Source organism: Planococcus halocryophilus, assembly GCF_022489025.1.
Taxonomy (GTDB): Bacteria; Bacillota; Bacilli; order Bacillales_A; family Planococcaceae; genus Planococcus; species Planococcus halocryophilus_A.
This window is the reverse complement of sequence record NZ_JAKVTG010000004.1, coordinates 197,182-214,688: the sequence shown is the minus strand read 5'-3', so window position 1 is coordinate 214,688 and position 17,507 is coordinate 197,182. Positions and strand designations below refer to the sequence as shown.

The window sequence follows — 17,507 nt, the reverse complement described above, 5'->3', positions numbered from 1 at the left end:
ACCTTTGTACTAAATAGTATGCCACAATTTTCAGATATCGAATAGCATTTCTATCTCAATTCAAAAAAAACGACACCTGAATAAGGTGTCGCTTTTCTTCAAATCTTTATTTTTTAGTTGATAACTTGAGGCACTTTACTTCTCTTTTTCTTCTTTTTTGGATTTCCAGCAAGGGACAGCCACCCAACAAATACTAACATTGCCAGTGCGCCCACTAATTGAACTGGAGACAGGATTTGGCCAAACCAAAACATGGAGATGACCATTGCCGTCAATGGTTCAAAAGAGGACAAAATACTTGTCTCCACGGGTGTAATAAAGCGCATACTACTAAGGAACAATACAAATGCGGCAGTGCCAAAAATAATAATTCCTAAGATCGAACCACTGACTGCAGGTATTGCTAAAATCGCGAATTCATTAATAAATGTGGATGGATTTATCAATCCTATGAAAATTCCGCCAAAAAGCATAGACCATGCAACAATTAGTAATACGCCCCACTCCTGCATAAGACGCGCAGGATATAGCGTATAAAAAGTGAAAGCTAACCCCACCAGAACTCCCCAAAATAACGCTTCTCCGCTAATAATCAGTTGATCTGGTTTTCCATTCGTCAGTAGTAAAAACAAACCGGCCAACGTTCCTAACATTCCAACAACTTGGTAGAGAGGTGGTAATTTCTTATGCGTTATGGAAACAAAGACAATAATGTAGACCGGCGCTAGAAATTGCATTAATGTGGCCACTACAGCGTTACTTGCTTCGATCGCTGCAACAAAGCTGTATTGGGCACCCAACATGCCAAACAAAGAAAAAATCAGCAATGGCCGAATCCAAAATTTATTGCGGAAAATAGCTGTAATACGGACTCCTTTTAGCTTCAAGAACAAGAGTAAGAAAGCTCCCGCCACCGTTAGACGCAACGTTATGATAAATGGTACCGAAACAACGTAATTATTCATAACCCACTCCATTAAAGGTCCTGTGGCTCCCCACATGATAGCTCCAACCAATATCATAGAAACTCCTTTTAAACGCTCCATTCCCACACTCCTTCCTATAGAAAAACCAACCTTCAAAAGATTGGCTGGTTCTTTATTAAAATGAGAGATTCATCATCAACCCTATATAAAAGCAACAAATAAAGCCAATACTGAAAATGAGAGAAAACCAAGCATTTGCTTTTTTGAAAAAAGTTACTAGCATGACAATTAGTAGTAAAATACTTAGCGTCATTAGTAAAGTTCCGTTTAATGTCACATCTAACTCAGCAGTGATGGGAATATAGAAAGGTCCCGATAGCTTATCAATAAGCCAGCCACCACCTTCGATCCGCAGTGTATCGTTAACGTCATGAGGTGGTGCTTGTTTACTCATAAAAGCCGTGAAAACAAAAACAAAAAGTAACAGCAAACTTTCAATTTTTAACCAAGTTTTTTGAAATTCTTTTTGCTTATTAAGAAATCCGTTAATCATCGCCGCCAAAAGAACTGGAATAATGCTGATATGCTTTAACAACAGTAACTGACCATAAGGCAAGACCCATGAATTTGCATAATCTGCAGGCGCTACGAAAAAAAACATAATGACAATCCCGCTAGCAATTACACCTGCAACACAGATTACAGCCAGTGGGGTAAACCATGTTAAAAAAGGACGCCAATTGGCTTCGTTTTTTGCAAACCATGCGACATGAAGCAAAACGCCTGTCCAAATCGACATGAAAAGGATATGACTCGAATGAAGAGCAAAACCAACCCATAGATCAATAGTCGAAATGTGACTATAAAATCCGACAGTTAAAATAAGGAGTAAAACATATAATGCTTGGATGTATCGATTTCCGTTCAAGTAAATTGTAATTGCTAAAATAACGCTAAGCAATAAAGTAATCATCCAACCTTGTCCTATACGAAACTCCATAATCGCCGTTTGATACGCTTCGATTGGGCTTTGGCTGCTTTGTAAAAACACAACCAGTTCATAAACAGGGACAAAAGATAGCAAGACTATACTAGCAGTGCTGATTAACAGCAAAACTTTAGAGCTAGATAACAATGGTTTTCGGTTTTCCGGTATAAATTGCAATACAACAAAGCCTGCTAAATAAGAAAAAGCAATATATAAAAGAACGTCTGCAAATGCTGTAAAGAAAATCATTTCTTCTTCAACATTAGTTTATAAATTCCATAAACTATTAAAACAGCAGCTAACACAAGTAATATCGTGACTGATAAATTGCTGTTTTTTTCCTTTTGAAGTTCTACTGATTTCTTCTCAGATATAACCATTTTTTCATCTACAGCCGGAACTGTCTCTGCTTTTTCTTTCTCCTTAACTTCGTTTAACATACTGAATACAATATTGCCTTCAATCGGATGTCCATCTTCTCCAATAATATTCCATAAAATACGATAAGAACCGTTTGGTAATGTTTCACTAAATTTCCCAGTCATCACATTATTTTTTATCGCAATATCGTCAAATTCGTACGAGCCTGCTTCTCCTTCAATACTCACTGTGCTGCCTTCTTCAATTTTCGTACCAAAAACCAATTCTACTTCGGTTAACACTTCTGTTACATTTTGACCTTCAGTAGGTGTTGAAGACAGTAAAGTTGTATGGGCTTGTGCCGAAAAAGGAAAAGTGAACATTAAAAAAAATAATAGTAATAATTTTTTAGACATGTATTTACCTCAATTTTCATATGATTTATGCCTATTCTCTCACGATTACCAAGGAAAGGATAGAAAAATTCCATAAATCTAAGTAGAGATTATTTTGAAAAGGATGACGATAGACCTTTTCTTCTCTATAATGAAAGTAAACTACGGTTAAGGAGCGTCAATGCATGAGCGAAATAAAAGAAAACCTAACTGACACCCTTGTTTTCAACCATATTCCCTTCCCAATCATCATACTCGATAAAAACGGCTTAGTTACTTGGTGCAATCAGCACGCTGAGCATGTTTTTCAAATAGAAGCCGAAGCGGTCATAGGTCAGATCTCTTCTTATATGAATCCCGAAAAAGCAGCATTAAACAAGCATTCTTGGGACAAGCTATTACATACTGAAGAATCCGTGAGATTTGAAAACATTGAAATAGAGTTAGGCGGGGGAATTACAACTTACACGACAGTAGTAGCTAAACCCTACACATTCGATGGTGAACAATACGTTATGACTATTTATGAAATGAACGAAGCAGACAAAGATGGCTCTTCTTCTATTGAGTTAAATCATTTGCGTAATGGTTTAGATGACTCTTTCATGCTGCTTTATTTTGATCAAGAATTCTTGATTACGTACGCCAATCCATTATTTTTAAAGTTGAGCAAATGGACACCTAAACGAATTTTAGGAAAGCCTGTATGGCATATGTTCGGAGACAGTGATGAGGACGTTCAATTTGTCGACTCGATTTTGTCCACTTTGCGACAAGGGGAAGTTTGGAACGGCGAAGCGAAAAAAGTGAAAAAAGATGGAGAAATTTATTGGGTCGAACTAACGGCTATTCCGATGCAGTTATCAAGTGAAGATACGTATTATATTTTCCTTGAAAAAGACATTACAGCTAATAAACAAGCTCAAAAACACCTTGAAGAAATTGCATTTATCGATCCAGTAACCGGTTTAGAAAATCGCCATAGACTGGAACAAATAGTCAATGAATATATAGAAGAAGGTCGCCATTTCTCCTTTGTTTTTATGGATATCGACCGTTTCTATACATTGCGTGATGTCTCGGATACAGATGTTGAAAATGAATTACTTATTGAATTTACAAAGCGTCTTCGCATGTATTTTTCTGATTCCATTATTACGCGTGCCGGTTTACATGAATTCGCTTTAATCACTCCATTAAGCAATTGGTTTATTGAAGGATTCCTTCATTATTTGCAACAACATCCTATCTACTTGCAAGGCACAGCCGTTCCATTAACAGTTAGTGGAGCTATCACCAAGTACCCTGAAGACCAACACAGCTTTATGCATTTAATCAAAGCTTCCTATGCAACCATCAAAAAGGTAAAAGAGCGTGGAGGCAGCGAGATATCGGCATTGACACCTGATGACCATGAACGATTAAGTCGTAAAGCATCTATTGAAAAACACTTAATCTATGCATTAGACCGAAAAAATTTACAGCTTTTGTACCAGCCAATCGTCAACTTAGCAAACGGTAAAGTTGAACGTGTAGAAGCATTTGTTCGTTGGACTGATTCAGAAATTGGTGTCGTTACTCCAGATGAGCTGATACCAATTGCAGAAGAAAACGGATTGATCAATAAAATTGGTAGCTTTGTCGTCGAAACGGCTTGTCTTCAATTAAAAGACTGGAAATCCAAAAACATCGATCTCCAAATTAGCATTAACTCATCGATTCATGAATTTAGAGATAAAGATATGGCGAAAATGCTGCTTGAAAATTTAAAGCTTAATGATTGTCATCCAAGTTCTCTAATGATTGAAATCACTGAAAAATTTGCACTCGAAGCTGAAGCCGAACGTTCAATCATGACACAAATGAAGAATCTTCATCAAGAAGGTATCACATTTGCATTAGATGATTTCGGAACTGGATATGCTTCGTTCCGCTATATGCTCTTATTGCCAATATCTTCAATAAAAATAGACCAAATGATTATCCAATCCATTACAAAACAAGAAAAAATTCAAAAATTAATTAACGGTATGATTCAATTTGGTAAATCACTCGATTTCCAAGTAACTGCCGAAGGCGTCGAGACAAATGAACAATTTGAACTTCTACGCGCCATGGGATGCGACAGCCTACAAGGCTACATCATCGGACACCCGATGACAGCCGCAGACCTAGAAAAATGGCTGGGGTAAAAAGAAAAGCGCAAGCTGCCATGTAGATTCGACGGGCATAAGACGCTCAGGCGACGTGGCATGTTTTCAGCCACACAGCCGGAGTGGCTTATGACCCTAGAATCTGGCAGCTGGAGCTAGACAACTTAGAAAAGCGCAAGTGCCCGTGGAGCTCTGACGGGCATAAGGCACATTGACGAAGCGGCGTTCTTTGCCGCACAGTCGATTTGACTTATGACCCTAAGAGCTGGGCGCTGGAGCTAGACAATTAAAAAAGCGCAAGCTGCCGTGTAATCCCGACAAGCGCTGGAAGCCTTGCCGTTAATGGCGCTCTTCAGCCATTGGCGGAAAGGCTGAAGCGACTCGAGGGACTGGCAGCTGGAGCTAGACAACATAGAAAAGCGCAAGCGCCCGTGGAGCTCTGACGGGCATAAGGCACATTGACGAAGCGGCGTTCTTTGCCGCACAGTCGATTTGACTTATGACCCTAAGAGCTGGGCGCTGGAGCTAGACAATTAGAAAAGCGCAAGCTGCCTAAACAAAAATTTCAAAAGAACGATATAAAAAATGGGTCTGACAAACAAGAAATTAGTCTTGTGTCAGGCCCATTTTTTTCTGTATTCTTTTTGCTTGTCGTTTAAAGAATAACTGCATTATCACTTCTGCAAATACTAATCCCATGGCAACAGCTCCTGAAATCATCATTGCTTCTGAAGCAAATGCGATGGCTTCCAAATAATTATTTTCCACAATTTTTCGCATAGCATTGTACGCTTTACTCCCCGGTACTAAAGGGATAATTCCAGCGATACTGAAAATAATCATGGGCATTCGGAATTTTTTAGCTAGCAAATGGGCCACGATTGAAACTACAAACGCGCCTGCAAAAGATGCTTGTACCGGATCGTCGAAAGTCAGAAAGAATATGCGATAAATGAGCCACCCACTCATACCAACTAGACCACAACTGATTAATGTGCGACGTGGCGTATTGAAGATAACGCCGAATGCGCCTGCAGCCATAAAGCTGAGAAATGCTTCTAATGGCCAGTTCATCTGATCTCCTCCTTAAAATGATAAAACGACCGCAATACCTGCTCCAATTGCAAAAGCAGTTAAAAAAGCCTCTGCTCCTTTAGATAAACCAGACATAAAATGACCTGCCATCAAGTCGCGCACCGCGTTCGTAATAAGTAACCCTGGAACAAGCGGCATAATTGATCCGATGATTAAAGTATCTAAATCTGATGCAAAACCAGTATAGACAGCGATAGACGCTAAAATTCCGATAACAAACGATCCGGTAAATTCTGCAAATATTTTAACTCGTGTTTCTATCAAAATAGTTTCTACAATGATAAACCCTGTGCCTCCAAAAACAAATGCAAATGGAAGGTCCTTCCAATTTCCGCCTAATAAAATAAAGAAACAGCCACTTGCTACAGCAGCAGCTAGAATTTGAATCCATATATGAAATCGATAATTGGTTTGATCGATAATCAGCATTTCGTCATAGGCTTGTTGTAAGGTATACTCTCCCGCTACTAACTTTCGAGAAACCGAATTAATCAAAGCTACCCGCTCAAGATCCGTGCTTCGGTTATTAATCCGAACAAATCGCGTAGCTAGCTCTTCACTTGGAGAAAACATGATACCCGATGGCGTCACGAAACAATGGGAGTTTATCATATTTTGCGACACAGCCATTCGAATCATTGTATCTTCAACACGATACGTTTCCGCGCCACTTTCCATCATGATTCTTCCGGCCAATAGAAAACAATCCAAGGCAAGTTCACGTCTCGTCTCTCCTATTTGCGCCACATGTTCCTCTCCTTTCACAGTCGATATCTTTTCTTATCATAACGCAATTTAGCAAAAAACTAAACGCCCCAATAAATCGGAGCGTTTCATAAGTCTTGCTATAGGCATATTAATAGCTAAGGTTTTAATACGACTTTTGTACAATTGTCTTGATGATCATTAAAAATTTGATAGGCATCACTCGCATTTTCCAAAGGCATAATGTGCGATATAATTTCACGTGGATCAAATTCACCGTTTTCGATTTTTTTGTAAAGCATTGGCATCAAGTGGATGACTGGAGCTTGTCCCATTTTCAAGGTAACATTCCGCTCGAACATATTTCCGAGTGGAAACTGATTATAAGTCAAACCATATACACCAGTCAATTGGATGGTTCCAAATTTACTGACAGCATCTTTTGCGATGTCAATTGCGCTGAGTGTACCGCCTTGTAACATCAGTTTTTGCTGAACAGCCTCTGCCGGCGATTTTTTCCCATCCATTCCTACACAATCAATTACAATACGAGCTCCTCCTTGAGTGATTTCATGAATCAAAGCCCCGGTATTATCATGCTGGCTAAAGTCGACAATCTCAACATTGTTTATTTTTTTAGCAAGTTCCATTCGATAAGGAATTTCATCAACTGCAATAACGCGGCTCGCACCTTGCATCCACGCAAATTTTTGTGCCATAAGGCCAATCGGACCGCATCCTAAAACAACAACTGTATCACCTTTTTTCACTCCTGAATGTTCCACACTCCACCAAGCCGTTGGCAAAACATCCGACAAGAACAACAACGATTCATCTTCTAGTTCAGAAGACTCTGGAATCACTAAAGGAGTAAAATTTCCATAAGGCACACGCAAATACTCCGCCTGTCCGCCGGAATAATCTCCATAACGTTCCGTTAAACCAAAATATGCGCCCGTATCAAAATGAGGATTGCTATTTGAGTTGTCACACTGGCTCTCCATCTCATTGCTACAATAGAAACACTGACCACAACTAATATTAAAAGGCAGGACAATGCGATCACCTTTTTTCACTTTAGTAACATCTGGTCCTACTTCTTCTACAATTCCCATCGGCTCATGTCCAATAACCGTGTCTTTTGTGGTTGGCAATGCTCCTTGATAGATATGTAAATCTGTACCACAAATAGCTGTCGATGTTATTTTGACAATAATATCATCTTGTTTCTGAATTTCAGGATCTTTCACTTCTTTAACTCTCATATCTTTTGTGCCTTGAAATGTCACTGCCTTCATTATTATCCCTCCAGTAGTATTCAGAATATTCCTCATCTTCCCTTTTTTTCTTAATTAAAACCTAAAAAAAAGAAGCGAAGTTTATTCGCTTCTTTCTTATTTATCAAATTCCAACGTACCAGTCGGTTCGAAAGTTTCCAATCCATAACTTTTGATTTCTCCATTTGCCACGGTATACAGTTCTTCATCAATATAGAGAATACGTTGAACAGCTTTATTCCAATCGCCGTATTGATCTGTGGTTTGTTCACTCAAATTGGCTGCTAGAGAAATACCGTCCGGAGTAATCGAGTAAATTAAAGCACCTTCCCCTTCAAATCCTATATAATCTTTTTCAGTTTCGTCATATAAACTTGCGGGGAAACCAAATAGATTTTTTTCTTGATGTGTAAACAACGCTTTGTGATCGTATTGCAGCGCAGAGTAGGTTCCAGGCCCACCGATAATCTCAGTGTCTTTCTCTAATGGATTTTCAAAGTCACTAACGTCAAACAACGAAATCTTCATACCTCCTGTAACAACACGCGGTTCTCCATTTTTTACGGGCACTAGCTTCGTATCATAACCAAAACCGATTAAATGATCTTCATCCAAAGGATGCAAGTAATTTGAGAATCCCGGTATTTTCAACTCCCCGAGTACTTTCGGAGAAGATGGGGTCGAGACATCGATAACGAACAATGGATCTGTTTCTTTAAAAGTCACCATATAGGCTTTATCTTTAATAAAGCGTGCCGAATAAATTCGCTCGCCTGGTGCCAAATCTTCTACTGATCCTACTTGATTCATCTGCTTGTCTAGAACAAATAAATGATTTTTTGACGGAGAAGTTAAATCCCATGCAATTCCTTCTGTGGTTACGGCTCGGAAATAGCCATCGTATTCATCCATGGAAAATTGGTTGAGCAATGATCCTGTTATTTCTGCAGAAGCCATAAATTCAACAACTGTGCCATTTAATCCGAATTTAAATACTTCCGTATTGGCTTGTTGCGGAAACCAAATGTCCATTCTTCGACCGTCACGCATTTCTTCATCATCCAAAGGTACATATGCGAGAGCCGTTAAATATAAATGGTCTTCGTTCATATACAGTTGTTCACTGCCGCCTAAAAAACCATCTGTTGAGATCTCGTTGGTTTCTGGAGCTGTCAAATCAATCGCTGTAATCACGCTATAACTGCCTTCCATTGTTCCTGGAAGAATTGAAATGCTGTCATAAGGGACTGGCTGAAGCTCTCCCCCTTGTTTCGAATCGTACTGATGAGGACGAAGTTCCGGCTCATCTTGTTCTTCCAACATCCAATAATCTGGATAAACGTTCGTTACAAAATAAAGGATATTGTTCGTCAATCTAGCACCATTCAAATACCCTTCAGTACCAAACTCCCGAATCAACTCAGGAGATTGGGGATTGCTAACATCATATAAATAAACAGAAGTAACGCCAATCTGTGGCGTCCAACTATGAGGCATCCGAGCACTCATATTCGGATAGGCCGAATAACGACTGCCCATAACAACGAGCGTATCATCTGTTAAGAAAAGTTGTTCCGGGTACGTGTTTTCTGTAAATGGTAGTTCAGCGGCGATCACCATTTCCTGTGGGTTTCGCACATCTGAAATCACGACTCGTGATTCACTAATCGAATAAATGTACGAGCCATCCGTTTTTACCAAATCCGCTTCATCTACACCTTCCACTTGGTTGTTGGTAGTTGAATAATCACCTTCTGCGCCGGCACCATCACTTTTACTAGCTGCAGAGTCTGAGGATTCGGCTGTTTCTTCCGTACTCACATCGTACCGTTGATTATTTTGGTACATCTCCATCAATCGGCCAAAATAATCCCGCAATTGTACTTCACCTGATAGTTTTTCTAATTGTTCCTGCACAACAAATGAAATTTCCGTATCCGTTAAACTTTTAAAAAACCGATTTTTCAATGCTGCTTTTTTAATATGCAAACGATATTCACCAGTAGTGATGCCTACTACTTCCAGTGTTTTGCCATTATCTTGGATGTACATTTCGGTTTCTACACGTTTGTTCTGTGCATCCGTAATGTACACGTCACCTTTCTCTACAGCTTCTTGCTGGAGAGATGAAGAGAAATTGGCTTTCCATCCCTGTTCCGTCAAAGCGATTGGTGAAGCACTTACTGACACTTTGTTATTGAGCACAACAAATACTAACCCTATTGCTGCAACGGCCATGATTGCAATAACCCAAAACTTTTTCTTCTTCATGACGCTCACGCCCTTTCAGACATCCCTTTTTCTATTAGACAGGAGAGCACTGGAAAAGTTACACATTTTACATGAAATTTTTTAAAGCCTCTTGGAATACGGTTAGGAATGCTATTGGAGACTCAGTTGTTTTACCTCCCCCTTGAGCAAATTGGGCGTTCCCACCACCTTTGCCATCAGTCAAAGCAAGAAGCTGTTTTAATACTTCTCGCATATCTCCAGGTGCATCTATTCCTTTTGCACAGACAAAACGCATGTCGTCTTCTGTACTACTGATAAACAAAGCTGTTGCTGCAGAATGCTGAGTTATGACAAGTCGGGCAAGCTGTTGCAATTCTTTTATCGACCGATTTTCGAAAATTTCTTGTATTAGATGATTTTTTGGAACAATCGTTTTTGCTTCTAAGTTCAACAATTGCTCTTGAAGGTTTTTTATCGTCTTACTCGCGGCTGTTTTTTCAGCTAGCAAAGTTTCCGCCGCTTGCGTCAATTCAGTAGCTGGTGCATTTAATTGAACGACCAATTGATCGGTTGTTTCCACTAAGAAGTCGAAGTACTGCATTGCTCGGTTGCCACATAAAAAATAAACCCGCATACCGCCTTTGTTTTTTTCTGTTGAAATGATTTTTAGTAAACCAATTTCTGCTGTAGTTTTTGGATGGGTTCCCCCGCAAGCATTCAGATCAATTCCTTCAATTTCAACTAAGCGAATGTCTCCATCCACCACTGGGGGTTTCCTCAAGTTCAGTGTGTTGGCTTTTTCTGAAGTTACCCAACTCGTGGAAATCGGAAGTGCTTGACCGATAAGTTCGTTAGCTTTTTTTTCAATTTCCTGAAGCTGCTTTTTTGTTGCTGTATCCAAATCCAAATCAATGGTCACACGTTCTTTGCCTAAATGAAAACTTTGAGTTTTCAAACCTAAAGTATCCTCAAACAAAGCACTCAACAAATGTTGACCCGCATGTTGTTGCATATGATCCCATCTTCTCTGTTCGTCCAATTGAGCAGAAAAACGTTCTTTTGGTAGCTCTGTATCTGTATAATGACGAATTTCGCCATTGACTGATTGTACAGTCCATACTTTTGCAGGTCCTATTTCACCTGTATCTGCAGGCTGACCGCCCCCTTCGGGATAAAAACAGCTTTGATCTAAAATAACATAATATCCGTTTTGGTCTTTCCCGCTGTCAATTACTTGTACAACGGCTGAAGAAATTTCTGAATCTTGATAATACAATTTCGTTGTCATATCGAACCTTCTTTCTTTACTAAATGCAGTTACGTTGATTCTATTGTTTACCGAGTTTCTTTTAGTGGAATTACAAAAGTAAATAGACTTACAGGAGGACAGCTGACATGCCTAAGTTCAATCGTTCCGTATTATTGTATAACGGCAATGCAGGACAGTCTACGGTAGACTCTGTTCTAAGACTAGCCGTTCCGCATATTGCACAAGCATCGCATTCACTCGAAATTATTCAAACCGCTTCACCAGAAGAATTCGAGCGTGCTTGTCAAATCGCCGCAATGGATGCAGACATTCTATTTATCGCAGGCGGTGATGGAACCGTCCATTCCGCAGTCCGAGCTTTAGCTGAGATTGCTGATCCTGCTCCGATTGCCATATTACCAAGTGGTACAGCCAATGATTTTGCCCGCACTTTGAATATTCCACTAGATTTAGATTTAGCAGCGCCAGCACTGATAAATGGCGATATTAAAAAAATTGATACAGGAAAAATTAACGGCGGTTCATTTCTCAATTTTGCAGGAATTGGTGTAATTACTGATGCTTCTTCTAATATCGATCCTACGTTAAAAGAACGCTACGGAAAAATCAGTTACTTTATGAGCGCCTTGCAATCGATGCGGCAAGCTACTCCGTTTTCAGTCCAGTTGAAAATTGATGGTATTAGCTATGTTGAAGAAGGTGTACTCGTCCTAGTTATGAACGGCAAATCGATTGGCACTCATAATTTCCCGCTCGCGACAATTGACCCAGCAGATGGCTTGCTCGATTTATTTGTTATTCAAACCTCGTCTTTAGCCGCCATACGGGAATGGTTTTCACTCGCCCAACCTGAAGTGGTGACTGAAGAATTGGAACATATTACGCATTATCAAGGTCAATCCATCTCAATTAGCACGGATGAAGAGTTAGATGTAGATACAGATGGCGAAATCTATTTAAAAACTCCACTCGATATTGAAATACAGCCTGGTAGTTTGAAAATGTTGATTCCTAAACAACCTGAAGATTTTATTTAAAGAAAAAGGACGGCTCCTAAGGGAACCGTCCTTTTATCATTGATTTACTTAGCCGAATCTTTTAGTTTTGAAAAGCCGAGCGGTGAATGGTTTCTTTAATTTCAACTCCACGCTTTGCCATTTCCGCAATATATTCTTCTCCCGGGACAATCATCTCAGGAGGATAGGCTCCTCGCTTATCGATAATCCCCTTACCAATCATTTGTGCTACTACGGAAATAGTATAGGCTGTCGCACGCGCCATCGCAGTAACACCTGTTTCTTGGTCTTTTATCGTCACCATATTGTATTCGTACGTAACTTCCTCTCCTGCCTTCACACCTGACACCATCACTCGTAAAACAACAGCGTCTTGTTTATCTCCGAGTTCTGTTATGGGCTCAAGTACAGCTTTTAAGACCGCCCGAAGATTTACTTCTCGATTATCGACTATCACTGTTTTTGTTCGATCCGTCAGACCTAGTTCAACCAACAATTTAAATTTCTCGGCATGTCCTTTATAACGTAGAGTTTTGTATTCCAATGAATTGATGTCACTAAATGTCTCCGTTAACGTCGATGTTCCTCCAGAAGTATGAAAAGCTTCTAGTTTTCCAAAATCTTCAAATTGTACATGTTCAATTTCCGATAAAGATTCAACTTCGAGCAACTTTCCGTCACGAATAACATGCGATTTGTCAGTGTAGTGATCAAACACCCCTTCTAATGAAAAGACATGATTGTATTCTAGTGGAGGTTCAGGATGAACCGGAATGCCCCCAACAAACAAGCGAATATCTGACACTTGGTCAAGTTTACTTGCACCATATCCAGTCAAAATGTTGATCATTCCGGGAGCTACTCCTAAATCAGGGATGAGTGTCACACCTTTTTTCTGCGCTTTTTCGTGCATTTCAAGTACTGCGTCTGTAGCTCCACCTATGTGGCCACCTAAGTCGACCGAATGCACGCCACATGAAAGTGCAGTAGCCGCCACTTTTTCATTAAATGTGTAAAATAATGCATTGATAACAATATCTCCTTTGGAAATTGCTGCTGCTAAAGCCTCGTCATCACTGGCGTCTAACTCTAAAACTTCTAACTTACTATCACCTAACTTATCTTTGAAAAGCATCGTTTGATCTTTGTTTCGATCGGCTAAATAGACCTTTTCAACATCTTTATCGGCAACTAAATCTCTAGCCGCTTGTTTCCCCATTAACCCTGCACCTAATACAACGACTTTCATCTCCCCATCCCCTTTCTATCATGTTTCGTTATCGATTTGAGCACGTTGCAATTTCCCACTGTAATCAACATACACACTTTTCCATTCAGTAAAGACATCTAATGCTGCAACTCCTGAATCGCGATGCCCATTTCCCGTCCCTTTAGTTCCGCCGAAAGGCAAATGAATTTCTGCTCCTGTTGTCCCCGCATTAATATAGACGATACCCGTATCTAAATCGCGCTGTGCTTTAAATGCCCGGTTTACATCCGCGGTATAAATCGAACTGGATAAACCGTAAATTACACCATTGTTCACTTCAATCGCTTCATCTAAACTTGCTACTTCAATAATTGAAACGACTGGACCAAAAATCTCTTCCTGCGCTATGCGCATGTCTGGTTTTACATCCGTAAACAATGTCGGAGCGTAATAGTTCCCTTTATCGTAGATGCCACCTGTTAAAATTTCTCCCCCGACAAGCAGAGTTGCACCTTCTTGCTGACCGATTTCAATATAAGAATGAATTTTTTCGATAGCTTTTCGATTGATGACTGGACCAATTTTAATGCTTTCATCGGCGCCATCTCCAATTGTCAGTGTGTCCATTTTCGTTAACAATCGTTTTTGAAGCTCTTCTTTAACGTCTTTATGCACAATTACACGGCTACAAGCCGTACACCGTTGTCCCGCTGTACCAAATGCGCTCCAAAGAATTCCTTCTACAGCTAAATCCAAATCAGCATCTTCCATGACAATTACGGCATTTTTCCCGCCCATTTCAAGTGACACTTTCTTCAAATTGCGCCCACCCGCTTCTGCCACTTTGCGACCGGTTTCGGTTGATCCAGTAAATGAAATCACTCGCACATCTTTATGTTCTAAAAGTGCGGTCCCAACTTCTGAACCGGCTCCAAACACAATATTCGCCACACCTTCTGGAAGCCCCACTTCTTCAAAGATTTTCGCCATTTCATAGGCCATCATTGGTGTTTCCGTTGCTGGTTTCCATATAAATGTATTGCCTCCTACAATTGCGGGAAACGATTTCCACGTTGCAATTGCTACAGGAAAATTCCAAGGAGTGATTAATCCGACCACTCCAATTGGCGACCGAATACTCATCGCAAACTTGTCTCCTAGTTCTGATGGTGTCGTTTCACCAAACATCCGTCTTCCTTCTCCAGCCATATAATAAGCCATATCGATTCCTTCTTGGACTTCGCCACGACCTTCTTCAATAACTTTACCCATTTCTTTCGTTAGTACTTGAGCTAAATGTTCTTTTCGCTCTTTCATCAATCGACCTATTTCATATAAATAATCTGCGCGTTTTGGCGCCGGTACTTTTGCCCATTTTTTCTGTGCGATTACTGCAGCTTTCACTGCTAAATCAACATCTTGTGCTGTAGACATTCGGACTTGTGCCAGCTCTTCTCCATTTGCCGGATTCAAAACAGGTCTAAATTCCGCCTGTTCTGTTTGTTGCCATTGGCCATTCACAAAATTAGTTAATTTCATCGTCATTGCCCCTTTCATGTACTAGCTTTTGATAACGCTTTCACCTTCATTATTTCATAGTTTTCTAGAAAATAGTAGGAGATATCTGAAATTTCTGTATTTTACTATTAGAATACTCAATTTATATAGAAAAATAATTTTTTAGTTGATTCACCAATTTTAAATAAGACAAAAACAATACATTTTAACGTCTTTTTCACTAAACTATTGACACTAACGGTGCGTTATAGTGTATTTTAAAGAGAGAGGTGATTAGATTGTACAAAGTACAAGAAGTAGCAAAAATAGCGGGTGTCAGTGTTCGTACTCTCCACCACTATGACAGCATTGGTTTATTAAAACCTTCAAATATTGGAACAAACCGATATCGTTATTACAACGGAGAAGATTTGAAATTGCTTCAACAGATTTTATTTTTGAAAGAACTGAATTTCTCATTAAAGAAAATTCAAGAACTTGTGGCGGATGGCTTTGATCGTGAATATGCATTATCGCAGCATATCGACTTGTTGGCACAAAAGCAGCAGCGTATTGAAGAGCTGATCAAAAATGCAGAGCGTACTCAGCAAGAGTTACAAGGTTTTAACAGTTTGACAGACCAAGAACGTTTTTCTGCTTTTGCTAGCAGTAAAGCTGAAGATTTAATGGAGAAATACCAAAAATCTGAAATAAGTTCTATTACAGACCCTCTTGAACTACAAAAAGAAAATTCTTTTGCAACTGCTGAAATTCATCAGGAATCAGCAGTCGCTGTTGCCGTTGCGCCGGTTGAAACAGTTATATCTGAAGAAATTGTGTCAGTAACAAGCGAACCAGTAGTAGAAAAAGAAGAAGAAGATTTAGAAGAAATCAATCGTGAAGGGGATCGCATTTATAATATGGTCGCTAGCTTGATGCATTTGCCTCCACAGACAGCGGCAGTTCAAAAAGAAATGAAAGCTTATTATACTTTGTTGAACCGTTTTTACGAATGTTCACCAAAAATGTTCCGTGGACTGGGTGATTTATACGCATCAGATAGCCGCTTTGCAAGCAACATCGATCAACATGGACAAGGTTTGGCTAAATACTTAAAAGACGCCATGTACGTCTATGCAGAAGGTTTGCAAGATGCTTGAACTCATCGGACCGTGCAGTAATTGTGGTAAAGACGTTTATTGCCGTGATGGTTTTTTAGATGGGGTTTATGTGGATGGAGAACTGGTCTGTTTTGAGTGCCAGGAAGAAGTTGAAAAATAATTGAATGAAAAAAGAAGGTGTTGGAATAAATCTATTCCAACACCTTTCGTCTTATACTCTAGTTGTTTCTTTTAATGCATCCAGACGCACTTGTACTTGTTCTCCCGTTAAACCATGTTCAAATGCATAACGGTTACGTGGGTGTTCGCGACATTCGTCTGAACATGAACGCATATATTTATGCTCATTTTCTTCAGATGTTAAGATTTTCGCATTACATTCTGGATTTGCACAGTTTACGTAGCGTTCGCAAGGTTCGCCTGTAAAATGGTCTTTCCCAACAATGACGTGCTCAACTTGGTTTACCGGTACTGCAATTCGCTCATCAAAGACGTATAATTGGCCGTCCCATAGTTCACCTTTAACTTCAGGATCTTTACCGTAAGTAACGATACCCCCGTGAAGTTGAGAAACATCTTCAAAACCTTCTTTTTTCAGCCAGCCAGAGAATTTTTCACAACGGATTCCGCCTGTACAATAAGTCAAAATTTTCTTACCTTCAAATTGTTCTTTGTTGTCACGAATCCATTCTGGAAGATCGCGGAAGTTTTCAATATCAGGACGAACTGCATTACGGAAATGCCCTAGGTCATATTCGTAATCATTTCGTGCATCTAATACAATTGTATCTTGCTCTTGCATTTGTTTATAAAATTCTTTCGGTTCTAAGTAAGTACCTGTTAGCTCGTTCGGGTTGATGTCGTCTTCAAGTCCAAGGTGAACGATTTCCGCTTTCGCACGAACGTGCATTTTTTTAAACGCATGTCCTTCAGCATCATCGATTTTAAAAGAGATGGCTGAGAAGCGCGAATCGTTTTTCATCATATCCATATAAGCTTCAGTTTGTTCAATTGTTCCTGAACATGTACCATTGATCCCTTCTTCTGAAACAAGGATACGGCCTTTCAACTCTAACTCTTTGCATGCTGCTAAATGCTCAACTGCAAAAGCTTCTGGATCTTCAATCGGTGTATATAGATAGTAAAGTAAAACATTGTGTGTATGATTTTGCATGAATCATACCTCCTATTTTCTCTATTTGGTTCTGTTACAAAAAAGCAGTAAAAACCTCAATCATTTTATAACAAATAGCTGCAAACTT

At 39.6% G+C, this 17,507-nt stretch carries 15 protein-coding genes; 4 read left to right on the top strand and 11 right to left on the bottom strand.

Annotation, left to right across the window (positions count from 1 at the left end):
- Nucleotides 1-113: 113 nt before the first annotated feature.
- Genes MLE13_RS07280 through MLE13_RS07270 form a run of 3 tightly spaced genes read right to left on the bottom strand, consistent with a single transcriptional unit; the run spans nucleotide 114 to nucleotide 2,690 of the window.
- Nucleotides 114-1,046: a DMT family transporter gene (locus tag MLE13_RS07280; protein ID WP_240749023.1), complete on the bottom strand. Its 933-nt coding sequence runs from the start codon at nucleotides 1,044-1,046 to the stop codon at nucleotides 114-116.
- Between the two features lie 55 nt (nucleotides 1,047-1,101).
- Nucleotides 1,102-2,163 (bottom strand): copper resistance D family protein, encoded by a 1,062-nt coding sequence (locus tag MLE13_RS07275; protein WP_240749021.1) that lies wholly within the window; start codon nucleotides 2,161-2,163, stop codon nucleotides 1,102-1,104.
- Nucleotides 2,160-2,690: a copper resistance CopC family protein gene (locus MLE13_RS07270; RefSeq protein WP_240749019.1), complete on the bottom strand. Its 531-nt coding sequence runs from the start codon at nucleotides 2,688-2,690 to the stop codon at nucleotides 2,160-2,162. Before MLE13_RS07270 ends, MLE13_RS07275 begins: the two co-directional genes overlap by 4 nt.
- Before the next feature lie 164 nt (nucleotides 2,691-2,854).
- Between MLE13_RS07270 and MLE13_RS07265 the strand changes: the two genes are divergently transcribed.
- Nucleotides 2,855-4,861, top strand: a complete 2,007-nt coding sequence (locus tag MLE13_RS07265) for a sensor domain-containing protein (RefSeq protein ID WP_240749017.1) — start codon at nucleotides 2,855-2,857, stop codon at nucleotides 4,859-4,861.
- Nucleotides 4,862-5,428: 567 nt separating this feature from the next.
- On the opposite strand, the gene MLE13_RS07260 is transcribed toward MLE13_RS07265, so the two are convergent.
- The 5 genes from MLE13_RS07260 to MLE13_RS07240 form a co-directional block, all read right to left on the bottom strand.
- A complete protein-coding gene (locus MLE13_RS07260) occupies nucleotides 5,429-5,896 on the bottom strand; it encodes a threonine/serine exporter family protein (RefSeq protein ID WP_240749016.1) in 468 nt (155 codons plus the stop codon).
- A gap of 12 nt (nucleotides 5,897-5,908) precedes the next feature.
- On the bottom strand, nucleotides 5,909-6,664 hold the full coding sequence (locus tag MLE13_RS07255; protein ID WP_240749014.1) for a threonine/serine exporter family protein: 756 nt from the start codon (nucleotides 6,662-6,664) through the stop codon (nucleotides 5,909-5,911).
- A gap of 116 nt (nucleotides 6,665-6,780) precedes the next feature.
- Nucleotides 6,781-7,920, bottom strand: a complete 1,140-nt coding sequence (locus MLE13_RS07250) for a zinc-dependent alcohol dehydrogenase (RefSeq protein ID WP_240749012.1) — start codon at nucleotides 7,918-7,920, stop codon at nucleotides 6,781-6,783.
- A gap of 96 nt (nucleotides 7,921-8,016) precedes the next feature.
- Nucleotides 8,017-10,170 (bottom strand): beta-propeller domain-containing protein, encoded by a 2,154-nt coding sequence (locus MLE13_RS07245; protein ID WP_240749010.1) that lies wholly within the window; start codon nucleotides 10,168-10,170, stop codon nucleotides 8,017-8,019.
- 67 nt (nucleotides 10,171-10,237) lie between these two features.
- Nucleotides 10,238-11,503, bottom strand: a complete 1,266-nt coding sequence (locus MLE13_RS07240; RefSeq protein WP_346429157.1) for an alanyl-tRNA editing protein — start codon at nucleotides 11,501-11,503, stop codon at nucleotides 10,238-10,240.
- 23 nt (nucleotides 11,504-11,526) lie between these two features.
- On the opposite strand from MLE13_RS07240, the gene MLE13_RS07235 reads away from it, so the two are divergent.
- Entirely contained in the window at nucleotides 11,527-12,438 is a 912-nt protein-coding gene (locus MLE13_RS07235) for a diacylglycerol/lipid kinase family protein (protein ID WP_240749007.1), read from the top strand.
- 61 nt (nucleotides 12,439-12,499) lie between these two features.
- On the opposite strand, the gene MLE13_RS07230 is transcribed toward MLE13_RS07235, so the two are convergent.
- Nucleotides 12,500-13,666, bottom strand: a complete 1,167-nt coding sequence (locus tag MLE13_RS07230) for a saccharopine dehydrogenase family protein (RefSeq protein ID WP_240749005.1) — start codon at nucleotides 13,664-13,666, stop codon at nucleotides 12,500-12,502.
- 18 nt (nucleotides 13,667-13,684) lie between these two features.
- Nucleotides 13,685-15,166 carry an aldehyde dehydrogenase family protein gene (locus MLE13_RS07225; RefSeq protein WP_240749003.1) on the bottom strand — a complete coding sequence of 494 codons (1,482 nt, stop codon included), beginning with the start codon at nucleotides 15,164-15,166 and terminating at the stop codon, nucleotides 13,685-13,687.
- A gap of 257 nt (nucleotides 15,167-15,423) precedes the next feature.
- Between MLE13_RS07225 and MLE13_RS07220 the strand changes: the two genes are divergently transcribed.
- Both MLE13_RS07220 and MLE13_RS17985 read left to right on the top strand, forming a co-directional pair.
- Nucleotides 15,424-16,284, top strand: coding sequence for a MerR family transcriptional regulator (locus MLE13_RS07220; protein ID WP_240749001.1), 861 nt, complete (start codon nucleotides 15,424-15,426; stop codon nucleotides 16,282-16,284).
- Entirely contained in the window at nucleotides 16,277-16,405 is a 129-nt protein-coding gene (locus MLE13_RS17985; RefSeq protein ID WP_008496796.1) for a hypothetical protein, read from the top strand. Before MLE13_RS07220 ends, MLE13_RS17985 begins: the two co-directional genes overlap by 8 nt.
- Before the next feature lie 51 nt (nucleotides 16,406-16,456).
- Here MLE13_RS17985 and MLE13_RS07215 read toward each other — a convergent pair whose 3' ends face one another.
- Nucleotides 16,457-17,419 carry a rhodanese-related sulfurtransferase gene (locus MLE13_RS07215; RefSeq protein ID WP_240748999.1) on the bottom strand — a complete coding sequence of 321 codons (963 nt, stop codon included), beginning with the start codon at nucleotides 17,417-17,419 and terminating at the stop codon, nucleotides 16,457-16,459.
- Nucleotides 17,420-17,507: the final 88 nt, after the last annotated feature.